17 protein-coding genes are annotated in these 16,563 nt (G+C 66.6%); 14 read left to right on the top strand and 3 right to left on the bottom strand.

Translation table 11 applies throughout. The features are described from left to right. The first annotated feature begins 152 nt into the window (after window positions 1-152). The 6 genes from aroE to LJE61_RS05820 all read left to right on the top strand — a co-directional run bounded on the left by aroE (window position 153) and on the right by LJE61_RS05820 (window position 6,373). Window positions 153-983 carry a shikimate dehydrogenase gene (aroE, locus tag LJE61_RS05845; protein WP_296911001.1) on the top strand — a complete coding sequence of 277 codons (831 nt, stop codon included), beginning with the start codon at window positions 153-155 and terminating at the stop codon, window positions 981-983. Between the two features lie 121 nt (window positions 984-1,104). After that, window positions 1,105-1,980 (top strand): NAD(P)-dependent oxidoreductase, encoded by an 876-nt coding sequence (locus LJE61_RS05840; protein WP_296910999.1) that lies wholly within the window; start codon window positions 1,105-1,107, stop codon window positions 1,978-1,980. A 247-nt stretch (window positions 1,981-2,227) separates the two neighbouring features. Beyond that, window positions 2,228-2,914 carry a hypothetical protein gene (locus LJE61_RS05835; protein WP_296910997.1) on the top strand — a complete coding sequence of 229 codons (687 nt, stop codon included), beginning with the start codon at window positions 2,228-2,230 and terminating at the stop codon, window positions 2,912-2,914. A gap of 17 nt (window positions 2,915-2,931) precedes the next feature. Continuing rightward, complete coding sequence (locus LJE61_RS05830) at window positions 2,932-3,582, top strand: NAD(P)H-dependent oxidoreductase (protein ID WP_296910995.1); 651 nt, start codon at window positions 2,932-2,934, stop codon at window positions 3,580-3,582. Between the two features lie 3 nt (window positions 3,583-3,585). After that, window positions 3,586-5,526 (top strand): monovalent cation:proton antiporter-2 (CPA2) family protein, encoded by a 1,941-nt coding sequence (locus LJE61_RS05825; protein ID WP_296910993.1) that lies wholly within the window; start codon window positions 3,586-3,588, stop codon window positions 5,524-5,526. Beyond that, window positions 5,501-6,373, top strand: a complete 873-nt coding sequence (locus LJE61_RS05820) for an HAD-IIA family hydrolase (protein WP_296910991.1) — start codon at window positions 5,501-5,503, stop codon at window positions 6,371-6,373. Before LJE61_RS05825 ends, LJE61_RS05820 begins: the two co-directional genes overlap by 26 nt. A gap of 45 nt (window positions 6,374-6,418) precedes the next feature. Here LJE61_RS05820 and LJE61_RS15315 read toward each other — a convergent pair whose 3' ends face one another. Beyond that, entirely contained in the window at window positions 6,419-6,613 is a 195-nt protein-coding gene (locus LJE61_RS15315; RefSeq protein WP_363306359.1) for an AraC family transcriptional regulator ligand-binding domain-containing protein, read from the bottom strand. A 19-nt stretch (window positions 6,614-6,632) separates the two neighbouring features. Here LJE61_RS15315 and LJE61_RS05815 point away from each other — a divergent pair, with 19 nt between their 5' ends. Both LJE61_RS05815 and LJE61_RS05810 read left to right on the top strand, forming a co-directional pair. Beyond that, on the top strand, window positions 6,633-6,902 hold the full coding sequence (locus LJE61_RS05815; protein ID WP_296917740.1) for a hypothetical protein: 270 nt from the start codon (window positions 6,633-6,635) through the stop codon (window positions 6,900-6,902). Beyond that, a complete protein-coding gene (locus tag LJE61_RS05810) occupies window positions 6,892-7,335 on the top strand; it encodes a hypothetical protein (protein ID WP_296917738.1) in 444 nt (147 codons plus the stop codon). The genes LJE61_RS05815 and LJE61_RS05810 overlap by 11 nt, the downstream gene beginning before the upstream one ends. An 85-nt stretch (window positions 7,336-7,420) precedes the next feature. On the opposite strand, the gene nifA is transcribed toward LJE61_RS05810, so the two are convergent. Beyond that, the gene (gene nifA, locus LJE61_RS05805; protein WP_296910985.1) at window positions 7,421-9,001 is read right to left on the bottom strand and encodes a nif-specific transcriptional activator NifA; all 1,581 of its coding nucleotides are present in this window, start codon (window positions 8,999-9,001) and stop codon (window positions 7,421-7,423) included. Between the two features lie 17 nt (window positions 9,002-9,018). Further along, complete coding sequence (nifL, locus tag LJE61_RS05800; protein WP_296910983.1) at window positions 9,019-10,659, bottom strand: nitrogen fixation negative regulator NifL; 1,641 nt, start codon at window positions 10,657-10,659, stop codon at window positions 9,019-9,021. A gap of 373 nt (window positions 10,660-11,032) precedes the next feature. Between nifL and rsxA the strand changes: the two genes are divergently transcribed. The 6 genes from rsxA (at window position 11,033) to LJE61_RS05770 (ending at window position 16,520) form a co-directional block, all read left to right on the top strand. Then, window positions 11,033-11,608: an electron transport complex subunit RsxA gene (rsxA, locus tag LJE61_RS05795; protein ID WP_296910981.1), complete on the top strand. Its 576-nt coding sequence runs from the start codon at window positions 11,033-11,035 to the stop codon at window positions 11,606-11,608. A gap of 88 nt (window positions 11,609-11,696) precedes the next feature. Continuing rightward, window positions 11,697-12,230, top strand: coding sequence for an electron transport complex subunit RsxB (gene rsxB / locus LJE61_RS05790; protein WP_296910979.1), 534 nt, complete (start codon window positions 11,697-11,699; stop codon window positions 12,228-12,230). Between the two features lie 133 nt (window positions 12,231-12,363). Continuing rightward, window positions 12,364-13,842 (top strand): electron transport complex subunit RsxC, encoded by a 1,479-nt coding sequence (rsxC, locus tag LJE61_RS05785; RefSeq protein WP_296910977.1) that lies wholly within the window; start codon window positions 12,364-12,366, stop codon window positions 13,840-13,842. Window position 13,843: 1 nt separating this feature from the next. Continuing rightward, window positions 13,844-14,935: an RnfABCDGE type electron transport complex subunit D gene (locus LJE61_RS05780; RefSeq protein WP_296910975.1), complete on the top strand. Its 1,092-nt coding sequence runs from the start codon at window positions 13,844-13,846 to the stop codon at window positions 14,933-14,935. After that, the gene (locus LJE61_RS05775) at window positions 14,932-15,612 is read left to right on the top strand and encodes an RnfABCDGE type electron transport complex subunit G (RefSeq protein ID WP_296910973.1); all 681 of its coding nucleotides are present in this window, start codon (window positions 14,932-14,934) and stop codon (window positions 15,610-15,612) included. Before LJE61_RS05780 ends, LJE61_RS05775 begins: the two co-directional genes overlap by 4 nt. A 203-nt stretch (window positions 15,613-15,815) precedes the next feature. Then, window positions 15,816-16,520, top strand: coding sequence for an electron transport complex subunit E (locus LJE61_RS05770; RefSeq protein WP_296911026.1), 705 nt, complete (start codon window positions 15,816-15,818; stop codon window positions 16,518-16,520). Window positions 16,521-16,563: the final 43 nt, after the last annotated feature.

Raw genomic sequence — 16,563 nt, 5'->3', positions numbered from 1 at the left:
TGATCCATCCTGGAGACGCACCGGACGCGTCGCTGCCTCCTGCCCCGCGCGGAACGCTCGCGCATTGCCGTACCCTCCTGTTTTTGGCAAGGATGGCCACAAAGATCAGGGCCTCCCAAGACATCTCAGAGCAGGTTGATCAACCGCATCCCATGCCGGATCAGTACGCCGTCATCGGCAACCCGATCGCCCACAGCAAGTCCCCGCAGATCCACGCGGCCTTCGCGCGCGAGACCGGGCAGGATCTCGTGTACGAGCGCATCCTCGGCGATCCTGGCGACTTTGCCGGTGAGGTCCGGCGCTTCTTTGCTCGGGGCGGCCGCGGCCTCAATGTCACGGTCCCGTTCAAGGAGGCGGCGTGGGCGCTCGCGGATGAGCGGACCCAGCGCGCCGAGATTGCCGGCGCAGTCAACACCCTGTCCCGACTCGAGGGCGATCGACTGCGCGGCGACAACACCGACGGGGTCGGCCTGGTGCGGGATCTCGCCAGTAACCACGGCTTTCGTTTTCAAGGGGCCAGGGTCCTCCTGCTGGGGGCCGGTGGGGCGGCGCGCGGGGTTCTGAACCCGCTGCTCGAGAGCGGAATCGACCGCTTGGTCATCGCCAACAGAACGGTCTCCAGGGCCGAGCAGCTGACAGGTCTGGGAGCGCCGTTCGGCCACGTCGAGGCGCGCGGCTTCGATCAGTTGGACGGCGAACGATTCGACCTCATCATCCATGGGACCGCGGCCGGCTTGAGCGGCGTCGTCCCGGCGATTCCGGATGACTGTCTGGCGCCGGGCGGCTGGACCTACGACATGCTCTACGGCGACACGCCCACGGCCTTCCTTCTCTGGGGACGGGATCACGGCGCTGCTCGCGCGATCGACGGAATCGGGATGTTGGTCGAGCAGGCCGCCGAATCCTTCTGGTCATGGCGCGGCGTCCGCCCGGATACTGCCCCGGTCATCGCGATGCTGCGCCACGCTCAAGCAGGGCGCTGAACCGCGCAGGTTCCCTGCACCGGCAACCCTCCGCCTCACCAGAGGCGGGCGGCCGGGCACGCTGAACCGAACGGGCTCGGTATGCCGAGCACTGCGACAAGCACCAACGGGAGCGCATGCCATGAAGATCTCCGTGTTAGGCCTGGGTCTGATGGGTGGCGAGATCGCCGTGCGGCTGCAACGGCAGGGACGCGAGGTCATCGGATGGAACCGGGGCGCGGCTCACCGCGAGGCGGCCGCACAACAGCGACTCAACCTGGCCGCGACGCCTGCCGAGGCGGTCGTCGCGAGCGACCTGATCGTGCTCGTCCTGAGCGACGCCAACGCAATCGAGCAGACCCTGTTCGCCCACCTCGATCCGTCTGCAATGGCGGGGAGGACCTTCATCCAGATGGGCACCATCGCCCCTGGCGAGAGCCGCGAGATCGCCAAACGGGTCGAGGGCCGCGGTGGTGACTACCTCGAGGCACCTGTGCTCGGCAGTCTCCCCGAGGCGCGGGAGGGCGCTTTGATCCTTATGGCCGGGGGCGACCGCGGGCTCTACGAGCGCTCGCTGCCCGTCCTCAAGGACCTGAGCGCGAACCCTCAGTGGATCGGCGCGGTCGGACAGGCCGCCGCGCTCAAGCTCGCCATGAATCAGCTGATCGCCGGACTGACCTCCAGCTTCGCCTTGAGTCTCGCGTTGGTCCGCCGCGAGGGCATCGATGTCGACCAGTTCATGGGCCTGCTGCGAGGCAGTGCACTCTATGCCAAGACCTTCGACAAAAAACTCGATAGGTACCTGAGCCATGCCTACGGGGATGCAAACTTTCCGCTCAAGCATCTGCGCAAGGACGTCCGTTTGTTCCAGCAGGTGGCCGAGGAGCGCGGTTTGGACATCACCCTCATCGCTGCGATGGAGCGGATCTGTGCTCGTGCAGAGGCAGCGGGCCTCGGTGACAAGGATTACTCTGCGCTGTATGAGGCACTGAGCCGCGAACCAAGCCCTCAGGGATGACTGTGCGCGTCCCAGCCGGCGAGCCGCGGTGGAAAGCATGGAGGAGATGAGTGCCCGAGGACATCCGGGGGGTTGGCTGCCCCTGCCCAGGCAATGCGCGAGCAGGAAACGCGGTATCCGTCTCGCGTCGTCGAATCGGTCGGTCACCTCAATCATACGGCCCCCCGGTCGTGCCTCGCGGCTCCCGTTCTTGCTGTCGAGATGGTGGCCCTTTCCTGCCCCCTCACCTGGACCTGGCTGACCACTCATGGAGCTTCCCTTCACCTACAAGCCGGGGCGACGCGAACGCCATCTGCGACGTCGCCATGAGAACCCACTCTTTCATTGGCCGCCGCAAGCCGTTCCGCCAGAGGCGCTGCTGGCTGCCCAGAAGGCCGATCACGAAGAGATGGAGTCCTTTCGCGAGCGCTTTCGCGCACTCGTCCAGCGCGCTGTGGAGCTCCCGCCGGATGCCGGCAGCGAGCCTGTCCTGGAACTGAAGGCGGCGCTTGAAAGGCATTATGAGCAGTCCTTTGGACTGCCCGAATCCCATGCCGAGGAACGCGCGGCGATCCGCAGGCTGATCGGCTTGATCATGCAGGCCGTCAGGCGCACGGCCGGCGCCGATCCACTCGCCAGTCGGGAGTTGGCAGAAGAGGAAGAGGCGCGTCAGATCCATTTTCGCCTGTTGGAGCAGCCCCTGGTCGCGGACCTCCTGCATCCGGAGTCGCCCATCGGGCCGGAGGAGCTGGCCCCGGCCGTGCTCTCCGCGTCCTTGGACGAGGTCGCGGCCGTGCTGGAGCTCTTCGACACCGGCGAGTGTGCAGAGCTCGCGGACCAAGCCGTTCGCCTGCTGGAGGACCGAGCGGCCTGCGGCCTGGATGTCACCGCGGCGCGACAACGGCTGACGCTGATCCTGGCAGCTCTGGGGACGGACACCCCGTCTCGGCACTGAGCAACGAGCCCGCTAAGATGAAAGAGACGCCCCGCGCCATTGGGTCCGCCCCGTCCCCCCGACGCCGGATCCTCGTGCTGTTCGCGCACCCTTCGCCGGACCGCTCCGAGGTCAACCGTCCGATGGCGCGAGCGGCCGCCAACCTCGAGGGCGTCACCCTGGTCGATCTCTACGGCGAGTATCCGACCTTCACGATCGACGCAGACCGAGAGCAGGCGAGGCTCCGCAGCCATGAGGTCATCGTCTTCCTGCACCCGCTCTATTGGTATTCGACCCCGGCCATCCTCAAGGAATGGCAGGATCTGGTTCTGGAGCACGGCTTCGCCTACGGGTCCGGCGGAACCGCGCTGCATGGGAAGATCTTCTTCAACACCTTGAGTGCTGGCGGACCCGAGGCGGCCTACCGTGCAGAGGGCTACAACCACTTCACGCTGCGCGAGCTGCTGCAACCCTTCGAGCAGACCGCGATGCTGTGCGGCATGATCTATCTTCCCCCCTTTGCCCTGTTCGACGCCCGCAACGCGGTCGAGCAGGGCCGGGTCGAGGCCCATATCGCCGACTGGATGCGGGTGCTCGCCGCCCTCCGCGACGACCGGCTCGACGTCGCGCGGGCGCGCCGCGCCCCGCGTCTGAACGCTGACCTGGCAGGCCTGATCCGGGAGGCATGAACGATGGGCGGACTCCTGTTTCATGCCTTCGTGTACCTCTGCGCCGCGGTCGTGGCGGTGCCCATCGCCAAGCGCCTGGGTCTGGGATCGGTCCTGGGCTATCTGATTGCCGGCATCCTGATCGGGCCGGTCTTCGGGCTGGTGGGCTCGGAGACCGCAGAGATCCAGCATGTCGCGGAGCTTGGCGTGGTGCTGATGCTGTTTCTCGTCGGACTGGAGCTGGAACCCCGGCTCCTGTGGGAGATGCGGCTCCGGCTCCTGGGGCTGGGCGGGCTCCAGGTCACCCTCTCGGCTGGGTTGATCGGTGCCGCCGGGATGCTGCTCGGCTGCAGCTGGACGACGGCACTGGCGATCGGTCTGATCTTCTCGTTGTCTTCGACGGCGATTGTGCTCCAGACGCTCGGCGAGAAGGGTCTGACCAAGGTGGAAGGCGGCCGCGCGAGCTTCGCGGTGCTCCTGTTCCAGGACATCGCGGTCATTCCGATGCTCGCCCTGATCCCGCTCCTCGCACTCCCGGAGCTCGGCGCGCCTCCAGGGGTCGACCCGGGCAGCCATGGCGAATCCCTGAGTCTGGTCGAGGGCCTCTCTGGCTGGACCTATGCCATGGTGGTCGTCGGCGCCGTGGTGCTCGTGGTCCTGGGTGGACAGTTCCTCACCCGCCCGCTGTTTCGCTTCATCGCCGGCTCGCGGCTGCGCGAGATCTTCACGGCCAGCGCGCTCCTGTTGGTCGTCGGGACCGCACTGCTGATGACCCTGGTGGACCTCTCGCCCGCTTTGGGGACCTTTCTCGCCGGTGTCGTCCTGGCCAACAGCGAGTTCAAGCACGAGCTCGAGGCCGATATCGAGCCTTTTAAGGGTCTGCTCCTGGGTCTTTTCTTCATCACGGTCGGGGCCGGGATCGACTTCGATGTCCTGTTCGCGGATGCCTTGACCCTGATCGGCTTGACCCTGGGGGTCATGCTTCTGAAGGCGGCTGTTCTGCTCGCGCTAGCCCGCCTGTTCCGGCTCACACCCGGCGACGGCTGGCTGTTCACCCTGGGCCTGGCCCAGGCCGGTGAGTTCGGCTTCGTGCTGCTGAGCTTCGCCGCTCAGAACCACGTCTTGACGCAAGACCTCACGAAGACGCTCGCCCTCGTGATCGCCCTCTCGATGCTCCTGACGCCCGCCCTATTCATCCTGTACGAGCACCTGATCGAGCCGCGCCTGCGCGCCGGCGGCACCCGCGAGCCGGACGCCATCGATCAGCGGGGCACCGTCGTGATCGCTGGAATCGGCCGCTTCGGCCAGATCGTCAACCGCCTGCTGGTGGCGAGCGGAGTCCGCACAGTGGTCCTGGACCACCAGGCGGGCCAGGTGGAAACCATGTCCAAGGTCGGCATCCGCAGCTACTTCGGCGACGCCTCACGCCCCGACCTCCTCCTCGCGGCCGGTATCGACGAGGCCCGTGTCCTGGTCGTCGCCATCGACGACCGGGAGCGCGCGGTGCAGCTGGTGGCACACGTGCGCCGCCACTATCCGCGGGTCAGGATCCTGGCCCGCGCGTTCGACGTCGATCACCTCTATCTGCTGCGGCAGGCGGGGGCGGACGTCGCCATCCGAGAGGTCTTCGACGCTTCGCTGGCACTCGGCGCAGAGGCCCTGAAGGCGTTGGGTCTGCATCCGTTCAAGGTGGAGAAGATGACCCGCGCCTTCCGCCGCCACGACGAGCAAGGCCTGGACGAGCTCTACGAGCTCTGGGACGCGGACCGCGACCTCTCGACCAATCGCGCGCTGCTCGCCGGGATCCATGCCCATCGCCAGAATCTGGCTGAGGTCCTGGCCGCCGATCGCCTGCAGCTCCACGATCGCACCGACCGCGGCTGGACCCCTCCGCCCCGGGACTATGCACGCGACCTGGCAGAGCCGGAACCGGCCTCGGATGACACATCGCCGCCTGATGCCTGAGTCCGAACGTCCGCAAACCCCGGACCTCGACCAGCTGATCGCCGAGTATGACTGCTGGCTGCTCGACGCCTATGGCGTGCTGCTCGATGACGCCGGCGCGCTTCCGGGCGCCGTCGACCTGCTGCGCCGTCTCGACGCCGCCGGAAAGCCCTGGCTGGTGGTCACCAACTCGGCCAGCCGCCTGCCCGAGACCCTGTCGCATGACTGGGCCGCGGCAGGGATCGTCATCGACCCGGCTCGCATCCTGACCTCCGGCAGCCTGCTCGCAGGCTATTTCGCGGCGGCCGGGCTGTCTGGCGCGCGCTGCCTTTTCCTTGGACCGCCCGAGTCGCGCGCCTATGTCGAGCGCGCGGGAGGCCAGCCGGTTCAGCCCTCGCCCGCGGCGGATACAGAGGTGGTCGTAGTCGCCGACCAGAAGCAGGTGCGCTGGCCCGAGGACCTCGATGACACGGTCTCACTGATCCTGCGCCGGGTGGATGCCGGGCGCCCCCTGCATCTCCTGCTCTGCAACCCGGACCTGATCTACCCAGTCGCACCGGGTCGATACGGATTCACCGCCGGGGGAATCGCCTCCATGCTGGAGGCCGTCATCCGCGAACGTTACCCGACCAGGAAGTTGGGCTTCACTCGTCTCGGCAAGCCGTACCCACCCCTGTTCGAGAGGGCCCGGGAGCGCCTGGGCAGCGGGCGCCTGCTCATGGTGGGAGACCAGCTGGGGACCGACATCCAGGGGGCGGTCCACACCGGCATCGACTCCCTGCTCGTCTGCACCGGCCTGGCGCCGCGCGGCGACCCCGCGGACTGGCCGGTCCGACCCACTTGGGTCCTGCCCTCGCTCGCGGACTGAGTCGCGGGAGGAGACCGGAGCAGGTGCTTCGACCGCTCAGACCTGTTAGTCGCCGCTGCCACGGTCCGCTCGTTTGGTGTCCGAAGGAGACGGAGAGACGGCATCTCGCGACCGGCGGTGAAGCAGCCGATCCGCGCTCATGATCGGGTGATCCAGCCATCGGGTTGGGAACGCCACGGCGCTCTGCTCCGCGTCGAAGCGCAGGGGCGCCCCGAAGAACCGCCGATACGGCTCCGGCACGAAGGAGGATGATGCCCAGGTGCACGCACTCCAGGACGCCTTCGACGTTCGCCCGATCAGCGCCTCGGGCAAGGACTACAGGCCGCCGAAGGGCAAGGTCGATCCGTCGATCGACATCAAAACCGCGCTGCGCAAGCAGGTGAATGGCCTGGACGCCGAAGCGTTCTTCGACCGGTTGACGCGACTGACGGCCGACAACCGGCCGCATCCCGCGGACCAGGAAATGGTCGCGCGTATGGAAAAAATCGGCGTCGTGCCTGGCCAGGTGCCGCCGGCGGATGCGTTCTGAGATCTGGGACAAGATCACGCCCGAGTCACTCAAGTCGCAGTGCGAGGTCACCGGCATCGTCAAGAACGGCCCTCGGCACTGGACGGTCGACTCCATTGACATTCCCGCCAGCCCGGACGGTACGCCCCGGGTCATTCAGGCCTGCACGACGCTCGTCGATCCCGATCTCGACGATACAGGACTGAAGACGCTTGGCGACAAGCTGAAGCTCGCCGATGGCTTGTCGTTTCGTGTGAAGGCGCTCGACAAGCCCTTAACGATCAGAGCTGTCGATGGCATCACGACCATCGTCCAGGCCGCCGAGGGTGAAAAGACCCCCGAGATGGCCGATTTCCTATTCGTGCAGAACGCCCGCGGAATCGGCTTGGCTTTACGTCGCGGATGGCGCTCGAACACAATCCGGTGCATGCGCCGAAGCAATAATCCGGGGTAGTGGCGTCTATCCTGAGAGAGACGCGCGCGGACCGGGCTGGTCGCTGGGTTGACCCTCGTCAACGCGAATCCACAGGCGACGCGGATCAGAACTGCCTTAGCTTGATGTTGAGCGTCTGGATCCGGTACGCGATCTGGCGCGGCGTCATATTCAACAGGCGCGCCGCCTTGGCCTGGACCCACCCCGCCTCTTCCAGCGCAGCGATGACCCGTTCGCGCTCGTCGAGGCTCGGGTCGTTGAAGTCGATCGTCGGTGTCTTGACCGGACTGCCGGGCAGGGGCTCGGCCGCCAGGTCGGCGACGTTGAGCCCGGTGAGCTCGATGACATCGCGATCGATGACCCCCTGCTCGCTCATCACCGCGGCACGCTCCATGCAGTTCTCGAGCTCGCGCACGTTGCCCGGCCAGGCGTGGCGCATCAGGATGCGCAGCGCGCTGTCCGTGATCGACAACTCCCGGCCCTGCATCCGGGCGACCTTGGTGACGAGGAAACGGGCGAGGTCCGGGATGTCCTCGATGCGCTCGCGCAGCGCGGGCATGCGGATGGGCATCACGTTGAGCCGGTAGTAGAGGTCCTCGCGGAAGTCGCCGGCCCGCACCTCGGCCTCCAGGTCACGGTTGGTCGCCGCGATCACCCGGACGTCCACCTTGAGGGTGCGGCCGCCGCCGACCCGCTCGAACTCCCCCTCTTGCAGAACCCGCAGCAGCTTGGCCTGGAAGGCCGGTGTGAGCTCGCCGATCTCGTCGAGAAACAGGGTTCCCCCGTCGGCCTGCTCGAATCGCCCCTTACGGAGGCTGATCGCACCCGTGAAGGCACCCTTCTCGTGTCCGAAAAGCTCGGACTCCAAGAGGTTGTCCGGCAGCGCCGCACAGTTGAGCTTGACGAAAGCGGCACGCGAGCGCGGGGAATTGTAGTGGATGGCGTTGGCGATCAACTCCTTGCCCGTGCCGGATTCGCCTCGAATCAAAACGGTGGTGTTCCACTTCGCGACCTGGCGCACCTGGTCGAAGACCAGGCGCATCGCATCGGTGTGACCGATGATGCTGTCGAAGCCATGGGTCCCCTTGACCTCGCGGCGGAGCTTGTCGCGCTCCTCGCGCAGCGCCCGCTGATCGGCCTCGACGGTGCTTGCCAGGCGCACGGCTTGCCCAATCAGATTGGCCACCATCTCGAGGAACCGGGCGCGCTCGGCGAGCAGGTCGTCTGAGACGGGCGGCTGGGCCGCAAAGACCCCGACCGCACCCCCGTCCCCAAGCCGGATGGGGACGCCGATGAACGGGAGATCCGGATCATAGAGATTGAGCCGATCGAGGAACCGCGACTCGTCCGCAACGCGCGGCAGGATCCAGGATCGATTGCGCGCGAGGATGCTTCCGATTACGCCCTCGCCCGGCTGATAGGCGACCGCCTCGACCGGGTCTGCATCATCCGTATGGAGCGCGCTGATCAGCAGCTCACCCCGGTCCTCGCTCAACAGGCTGACCAGGCCGTGCCGAAGACGCCCGCGATGGTGCAGGACCGCCAGGACCTCGCGCAGGGTCTCGCGCAGGTTGAGCGATCGGCTGAGCACGCTGCTCACCTCGAAGAGCGCGGCCAACTGGGACTCCAGCAGATCCAACCGGCGGGCCTGCGCGGCACCGCCGGCGGTATGGTGGTCGGCGTTCATGAATGCTTCGGGCAAGGTCAAACGTCGGCGATGACGGCAGTCAATGACAGACGGATCCGGCAGCCATCGCTGAAGCCCGGGTCAACCTCGATCCCGCCTCCGTGCGCATTGACGATCTCCTGGCTCAAAGCAAGCCCCATACCCGCCCTGCCCCGGCGGTTGCGCCAACCGATGGAGAAGGGCTCGAACACGCGATAGCGATCCTCGGGCGGGATCCCCACGCCGTTGTCCTCGATCTCGACCTCGACGCCCCCGTCGACCGGTCGGGTGGTCAGACGCAGCTCGCGGTGCGCGCGACCCGATTCACACAGAGATTGAATGGCGTTGTCGATCAGGTGCTTGAAGAGTGCGCGCAACTGAGTCTTGTGGCCCGGCAGCTCGGGCAAGACATGCGCCGGCCGCCAATCGACCACGATCCCCGCCGCGAGCAGTCGATCGGTCTCCAGCTCCAAGACCTGACGCAGCAGCTCATTGACATTGACCATGACCCCGGCTTCGCGCTGCTCCTCGGGAAGGGCCGAGGTCAGGGTCGCGAGCGCCTTCTCCCCCGAGGTGCTGATGTGGTCGAGCATCCCGGCGAGCGTGTCGGCGTTTCCGGCCCCGCCGCGCAGCATCGTCGCGGCCGCGTTGATCACATTGAGCGGGACCTGGATCTGGTAGATGGCCGCGGCCAGGGCCTCGCGCATGCCATGCATCAATTGCTGCTCGGCGAGACGCGCGCGCAGGTGCTCCAGATGTGCGCGGTCGATCTCGCGGCGCCGCCCCGTCACCTCGTTCGCCAACAGCAAGAGCCGCCGATCCGGCGACGCCTGGCGACGAAAATAGCTCCTGGCGCTGGCGTCGGTCTCCTCCACCGGCGTCCCCGAGCAGGCGAACCAGCGCGGTCCCATGCCGCCGGGGATCTCGATGCTGACCTCGACATCCTTGAAGCCGCACCCGTTAAGACACGCGTCGAAGGCGTCCCCGCCGATCTGCTCGCTGACCGCCGCACGCAGGACCTCAGCCGGCTCCTTGCCGCGCAGGTCGCCAAGCAGCTTCTTGTACTCCTGATTGTCGAGGATGATCCGACCCTTGCTGTCGAGCAGCACCACGATCACGGGTGCCGCGTCGAGGACGGTCTCGATCCGTGCCTTCTGTTGGCGCAGCGCCCCCTCCAGCTCGTGCACCTTGGTCACGTCACGGTGCATCCCGAGGAAGTACTGGAGGTCCCCGTCCCGATCCAACACCGGAGAGATGATCAGCTCAGCCAGATAGTCGCCGCCCTGCTTGGTGCGATTGACCAGTGTGCCGGTCCAGGTCTCCTTGCTCTGGATGGTCCGCCACAGATGCTGATAGACGCTGTCCGGCGTCGCGTTGCTCGAGAGGATCGCCTCGTTCTGGCCCAGCACCTCCTGGCGATCGTAGCCGGTGAGGGTCTCGAAGGCCCGATTGGCATAGAGGATGGTCGCCCTGGGGTCCGTGATCGAGATCGCGACGGGCGATTGCTCGACGGCCTCGAAAAAGAGCCGCGGCGGGAGCGGGTCCGAACCATTCCCGCCCATCAGGGTCAGCGCCTCCACGACCTCGATCGGGGTCCCGTCTGGCGGCGACGCGAGAAACGCGCCGAGGGCGTTCATGACGACCTGGTGGACGGGATCCGGGGCTTCTCGGACCGGCACGGCATTCTCCTGACGCGGATACGGATTACATGATTCAGCAAAATCGATGCCGCCAGCGGCTCAAGCGTCCGCTCTTGACCGCACGCTCATCGGCGCAGCAGAAGGCCTTCCGGCCTTGGCTGGCGCCCGGCCCCGGGAGCGGTCGTCCAGCGCTTGATCGCGGCTTTCGGACGGCCTCCCCCTCAAGCCCGGGGCATGTCCTTGTCAGTTTTGCGACATTTGCACTGCACGGCAACAAGGATTTCTGTTGTCACCGCGACAGCTCGAGGACCGCCGGCCAGCCTGAGTACGAGTCCGTGCGCACCAGTCGGGACATGGCACTGCGTTTGCTGCGGGCTACCCATCCAGGTCGATTCTCAAGGACGTGGCACAGATGGGAGAGTATGTCTTGTTGATTCTCGGGACCGCGCTGGTCAACAACGTGGTGCTGGTCAAGTTCCTGGGACTCTGTCCGTTCATGGGCGTGTCGAGCAAGGTCGACTCAGCCCTCGGCATGGGACTGGCCACCACCTTCGTCCTGACCCTGGCGGCGGTCGCGGGCTGGCTGCTCGAGCGCTTCGTTCTGGGGCCGCTGGACATCGGGTTTCTGCGGATTCTGACATTCATCCTGGTGATCGCGGCGGTCGTTCAGTTCACCGAGATGGCGGTGCGGAAACTCTCGCCGGCCCTGCATCAGGTGCTGGGGATCTTTCTCCCGCTCATCACGACCAACTGCGCGGTTCTGGGTGTGGCGCTGCTCAACGTCCAGGAGGATCACGGTTTCCTCCAAAGCGTGCTCTACGGCCTCGGCTCGGCCCTGGGATTCACCCTGGTGATGCTCCTCTTCGCCGGGTTGCGTGAGCGCCTCGCGCTCGCCCGGGTCCCCGCGGCATTTGCCGGTACCCCGATCGCCTTTGTCGCCGCCGGCCTGCTCTCGCTCGCCTTCATGGGGTTCGCGGGGCTCGCCTAGACCGCGCCTCCGGTCGCGACAGGATGAATCTTAGAGACGCGATCGCCGGCCACACCTGCAACCGATCCCCAGACGAGATGACCGATACATGATCGCCGCGATCTTCAGCCTCACGACACTCGGCCTGACCCTTGGCTGGCTCCTCGGGGTCGCTGCCCGTTATCTCAAGGTCGAGGGCAATCCCCTCGCCGAGCAGGTCACGGAGCTCCTGCCGGGCTCCCAGTGCGGCCAGTGCGGCTATCCCGGATGCGCGCCCGCAGCCGAGGCGATCGCCTCCAGGGCGGCATCCGTGACCATCTGTCCGCCCGGCGGGCGTGCCTTGGCGGAACAATTGGCGGGCCTCCTAGGCGTCCCGGTCGATTTGTCCGGTGTCGTGGACAAGGCGCCCGTGATCGCCCACATCCACGAGAACCTCTGCGTCGGCTGCACCAAGTGTTTCAAACGCTGCCCGACCGACGCGATCATGGGCGCCAACAACATGATCCACAGCGTGTTCGCCGACGCCTGCACCGGCTGTGAGCTCTGCTTCGAGGTCTGCCCCACCGAATGCATCGAGATGCGCACGGTGACGCCGACCCTGCAGACCTGGTATTGGCCAGAGCCCAGCGTGCTCCCGGCCTGAGCACGGAGTCGAACACAGGTCTCTGCATGATTGAGCAATCCTTGCTTCCTCGCGGCCGGGCTGCTTCCCGCTGGACAGCGCCGGTGAGGCCGGGACCCGAACGAAACCGACCGATCAGACACGGCGATCAGGAATGAAACTCTTCAGGATCCGCGGCGGCGTGCACCCGCACGATCACAAGCACCTCGCAGCCGAACAGGCGATCGAGGACCTGCCCATGCCGGCGCTGCTGCACGTCCCGCTGCAGCAGCACATCGGCGCGCCCGCCAAACCAGCGGTCCGCCGCGGCCAACGGGTCGCCAAGGGCGATCTGCTAGGGCTCAGTCAGGGCGCCATCTCGGCGCCCGTCCATGCGCCAACATCAGGCCGCGTGATGGGGGTCGGAAGCTACCCGGCTCATCATGCCTCCGGACTCTCGATTCGAACCGTCACCCTGATGCCAGACGGCGAGGATCGTTGGTCGGAAAAAGTCCGGAGTATATCCGACCCCTTTGCGCTGGCGCCGGAGGAGATCGCAACCCGGGTGGCCGAGGCGGGGATCGTCGGGATGGGTGGGGCGACGTTCCCTTCCGCCGTCAAGCTCAACCTGCGGACCCGCTACCGGGTGCACACCCTGGTGGTGAATGGCGCGGAATGTGAGCCCTATCTGACCTGCGACGACCGCCTGATGCGCGAGCAGGCGGACGCGGTCGTCGACGGGGTCCGGATCATGGCACATGCCTTGGGCGCGGAGCGGATCATCATCGCCATTGAGGAGAACAAGCCCCAGGCCCAGGCGGCCATGAGTCTGGCCGCCGCCGTCGACCGAAGGATCCGGCTCGCCCGCCTGCCCACGCGTTACCCGATGGGCTCGGAGAAGCACCTGGTGCAGGCGCTGACCGGTCGCGAGACCCCGGCGCGGGGGCTGACCGCGGACATCGGCGTGGTTGTCCACAATGGGGCGACCGCTTTCGCGGTCCATGAGGCCTTGCGGTACGGCCGACCGCTCATCTCGAGGGTGGTGACCGTCAGCGGCGCCGCGGTCGCGCGGCCACGGAACCTGCGCGTTCCCCTCGGTGCACGGGTCCAGGACCTGCTCGACTATTGCGGCGGCTTCAACGAGGAGCCAGCAGGGCTGATCAGCGGCGGACCCATGATGGGTCAGCCACTGCCGAGCACCCGGGTGCCAATCGTCAAGGGCAGCAACGGGGTGCTGGCGCTGACCAGGCGCGAGATTGACCGGCAGGCGCCCATGCCCTGCATCCGCTGCGCGAGTTGCGTCGAGGCCTGCCCCTGCGGGCTGGTGCCCCTCGAGATGGCCGCGCGCACCCGCTCCGGAGATCTGGAAGGTGCCGTCGGCCTGGGTCTGATGGATTGCATCGGCTGTGGATCCTGCGCCTATGTCTGCCCGGCGCATCTCCCACTGGTGCAGTTTTTTAACTATGCCAAAGGCGAGATGGCGGCGCGTGGACGCGCCAGGCAGAAGCTCATGGAAACCAAGCGGCTGGCGGAGCAGCGCAGCGCCCGCATGGAGGCGATCAAGCAGGCCAAGCGCGAGGCGATGGCCAGACGCAAACGCGAGGCGGCCGCAAAGGCGACCGATCAGCCGACGGCCAGCGTGTCGGAGTCCTGAGATGCAGATCGAGACCCCGGCCACGAGCGCCGGCCCCTTCGCCCACGCGCCGACCAGCATCCAGCGCACCATGGTTCTGGTGATGCTGGCCCTGCTGCCAGCGACGGTCTTCGGCTTCTGGCAGTTCGGCTGGCCGGCGATCTTTCTCTTCCTCACCACCCTGGGCACGGCCGTCGCTGCGGAGTGGGTCTGTCTGCGGATCGCCGGGAAGCCCCAAAGACGCTACCTGCTCGACGGCTCGGCCGTGGTGGCCGGCTGGCTGTTGGCCCTGAGCCTGCCGCCCTGGGCACCCTGGTGGATCGGTGCCATCGGCGCCCTGATCGCCATCGTCGTGGCCAAGCAGGTGTTCGGAGGACTGGGACAGAACATCTTCAATCCAGCCATGGTGGCGCGGGTCGCGCTCCTGATCTCCTTTCCGTTGGAGATGACGAGCTATGTCCGGCCGCTGCCGATCTTCTCGCCCGAGGCCCCCGGTTTTTGGCAGGGCATCTCGATCAGTCTCGGTCAGGGCGGCTTCGACGCAGTCACGGGCGCCACGCTCCTGAGCCATGTCAGGACCGAGCTGAGCCAGGGGGGGACCCTGTCCGACATCCTGCCAGGGATGGCCCACCTCTTCTCGGGTGCGATCGGCACGATCGCCGGCAGTATGGGGGAGACCTCGGCCCTGCTGATCCTGCTCGGCGGAGGCTTTCTCCTGCTGAAGCGCGTCATCAGCTGGCATATTCCGGTGGCCTTGGTCGGTAGCCTCGCCCTCATCGCGACCCTGATGAACCTCTACGATGCCGACCGCTACGCCGGTGCCCCGTATCATCTCGTCTCGGGGGCAACGCTGCTGGTGGCCTTCTTCATCGCGACGGATCCGGTGACCTCTCCGGTGTCCAAGTCGGGTCAGATCCTCTTCGGGGCCGGCTGCGGCATCCTGGTCTATGTCATCCGCACGTGGGCCGGTTATCCGGAAGGCGTGGGCTTCGCCATCCTGCTCATGAACGCCTGCACCCCGACGATCGACCACTATCTCCGCCCACGGGTCTACGGGCGTGATCGCCGGGGCACGCCGATCGAATACGCTGATAACGCCGAGATGCGCAAATGACGACCGTCGCCGAACCCAGCTATCGCAAGCGCGTCGGCTATCAGGCCGGTCTGCTCGGTGGCTTCACACTGATCGCCGCCGCCCTCCTGGTGCTGGGCGATCTGGCCACCCGCGACACCATCGCGCTGCGCAAGGCAGAGGATCTCAAGGCATCTCTGGCCGAGGTGATCCCGCCGTCGATCCATGACAACGACCTGCTCGCCGATTCCATGCCCATCCAGGGCCTGGACGGCGCACCTCTGACTGTCTACCGCGCACTCAGGGGGCTGCAGGTCACCGGGGTCGCCTTTCGGGTTCGCGGCGTCGGTTACGGCGGAGAGATCGAGCTCCTGCTCGGCCTCGACGCCACCGGCAAGGTCCTGGGCGTGCGCGTCCTCTCACACGCTGAGACGCCGGGTCTCGGCGACAGGATGGAGGTCGCCAAGAGCGACTGGATCCTCGCGTTCGACGGCTTGAGCCTCGGCAATCCACCGGCGCAACGCTGGGCGGTCAAGAAGGATGGCGGGGATTTCGACCAGTTCACAGGGGCCACCATCACACCGCGCGGAATCCTCGCCGCCCTGCGCGGCGGGCTGGAGCTCTTCGCCAGCCACCGCGACACCCTCACCGCGCCTGCGGTCGTCCAGGTCGACGCACCAGACGCGGCGCGACCTCGAACGGGCGAGCGCAGGCCCTGAGTCTGAGCTTCAACCCGAGGCCGTGACTCGACAACTCAAAGCCGCAACGAGCGCAACGGTTTTCCATGGGTTGAATCTAGCACCGTGATCACTGGATCAGGTGAATCAGCCGACAATCGCAGTGCATGATTTCATTGACGTCCTTGATCTTCTTCGCGGCTCAACCGCGTTTTCTGGAACAAGTCCATCGCACCGGGGACCACATGAGCATCGCGGCAGAGACAAAGAATCGAACCCAATGGGCCCGGATTGCCAGGGACGGCCTCTGGAGCAACAACGTCGTGCTCGCCCAAGTGCTCGCCTTGTGCCCGCTGCTCGCGGTCACGGGGACGGCCACCAACGGCCTCGGGATGGGACTCGCCACCACGGCGGTCCTGGTGGCTTCGGGCCTGCTGATCTCCATGCTGCGCGGTCTGATCACGCCGGAGGTCCGGATCCCTGTGTTCGTCTTGATCATCGCCGTATTGGTGACCCTGGTGGACCTCGGGCTCAACGCCTGGCTCCACGATCTGCATAAGGTCCTGGGGCTGTTCATCCCGCTGATCGTGACCAACTGCGCCATTCTCGGGCGGGCCGAATCATTCGCGTCGCGCAACCGGGTGATGCCTGCCGCTTTCGACGGGCTGGCGATGGGCTTGGGGTTCACCTGCGTGCTGGTGGTGCTCGGCGCCATCCGCGAGATCATCGGCAGCGGCACACTCTTCGCCAACGCGGCGACCCTGCTGGGCGAGCGGATGTCGTTCATGGAGGTGACCCTGATCCCGGACTACCGTGGCTTCCTGCTCGCCATCCTGCCGCCGGGCGGCTTCCTTGCGCTCGGCTTCATGCTCGCGGGCAAGCGCCTGATCGATGCCCGGATCGCCGCGTCAAAGCGACGTGAAACCGGGGTGCAAGCCGCAACCGCGTAGCTCTGTCCGGCTCCGAGGCGCAAAGGCGCCGGGGAGGCCAGGA

The organism is Thiocapsa sp. (genome assembly GCF_022340925.1).
Taxonomy (GTDB): Bacteria; Pseudomonadota; Gammaproteobacteria; order Chromatiales; family Chromatiaceae; genus Thiocapsa.
This window is presented reverse-complemented; position numbering and strand designations above follow the sequence as displayed.

Excerpts from the sequence above, each read along its gene's own strand:
- LJE61_RS05770 (WP_296911026.1), top strand. The coding sequence starts at position 15,816 with ATGAGCATCGCGGCAGAGACAAAGAATCGAACCCAATGGGCCCGGATT.
- LJE61_RS05840 (WP_296910999.1), top strand. The coding sequence starts at position 1,105 with ATGAAGATCTCCGTGTTAGGCCTGGGTCTGATGGGTGGCGAGATCGCC.
- LJE61_RS05775 (WP_296910973.1), top strand. The coding sequence starts at position 14,932 with ATGACGACCGTCGCCGAACCCAGCTATCGCAAGCGCGTCGGCTATCAG.
- LJE61_RS05810 (WP_296917738.1), top strand. The coding sequence starts at position 6,892 with ATGCGTTCTGAGATCTGGGACAAGATCACGCCCGAGTCACTCAAGTCG.
- rsxA (WP_296910981.1), top strand. The coding sequence starts at position 11,033 with ATGGGAGAGTATGTCTTGTTGATTCTCGGGACCGCGCTGGTCAACAAC.
- LJE61_RS05825 (WP_296910993.1), top strand. The coding sequence starts at position 3,586 with ATGGGCGGACTCCTGTTTCATGCCTTCGTGTACCTCTGCGCCGCGGTC.
- aroE (WP_296911001.1), top strand. The coding sequence starts at position 153 with ATGCCGGATCAGTACGCCGTCATCGGCAACCCGATCGCCCACAGCAAG.
- LJE61_RS05835 (WP_296910997.1), top strand. The coding sequence starts at position 2,228 with ATGGAGCTTCCCTTCACCTACAAGCCGGGGCGACGCGAACGCCATCTG.
- rsxB (WP_296910979.1), top strand. The coding sequence starts at position 11,697 with ATGATCGCCGCGATCTTCAGCCTCACGACACTCGGCCTGACCCTTGGC.
- LJE61_RS05780 (WP_296910975.1), top strand. The coding sequence starts at position 13,844 with ATGCAGATCGAGACCCCGGCCACGAGCGCCGGCCCCTTCGCCCACGCG.
- nifA (WP_296910985.1), bottom strand. The coding sequence starts at position 9,001 with ATGAACGCCGACCACCATACCGCCGGCGGTGCCGCGCAGGCCCGCCGG.
- rsxC (WP_296910977.1), top strand. The coding sequence starts at position 12,364 with ATGAAACTCTTCAGGATCCGCGGCGGCGTGCACCCGCACGATCACAAG.
- LJE61_RS05820 (WP_296910991.1), top strand. The coding sequence starts at position 5,501 with ATGACACATCGCCGCCTGATGCCTGAGTCCGAACGTCCGCAAACCCCG.
- LJE61_RS05830 (WP_296910995.1), top strand. The coding sequence starts at position 2,932 with ATGAAAGAGACGCCCCGCGCCATTGGGTCCGCCCCGTCCCCCCGACGC.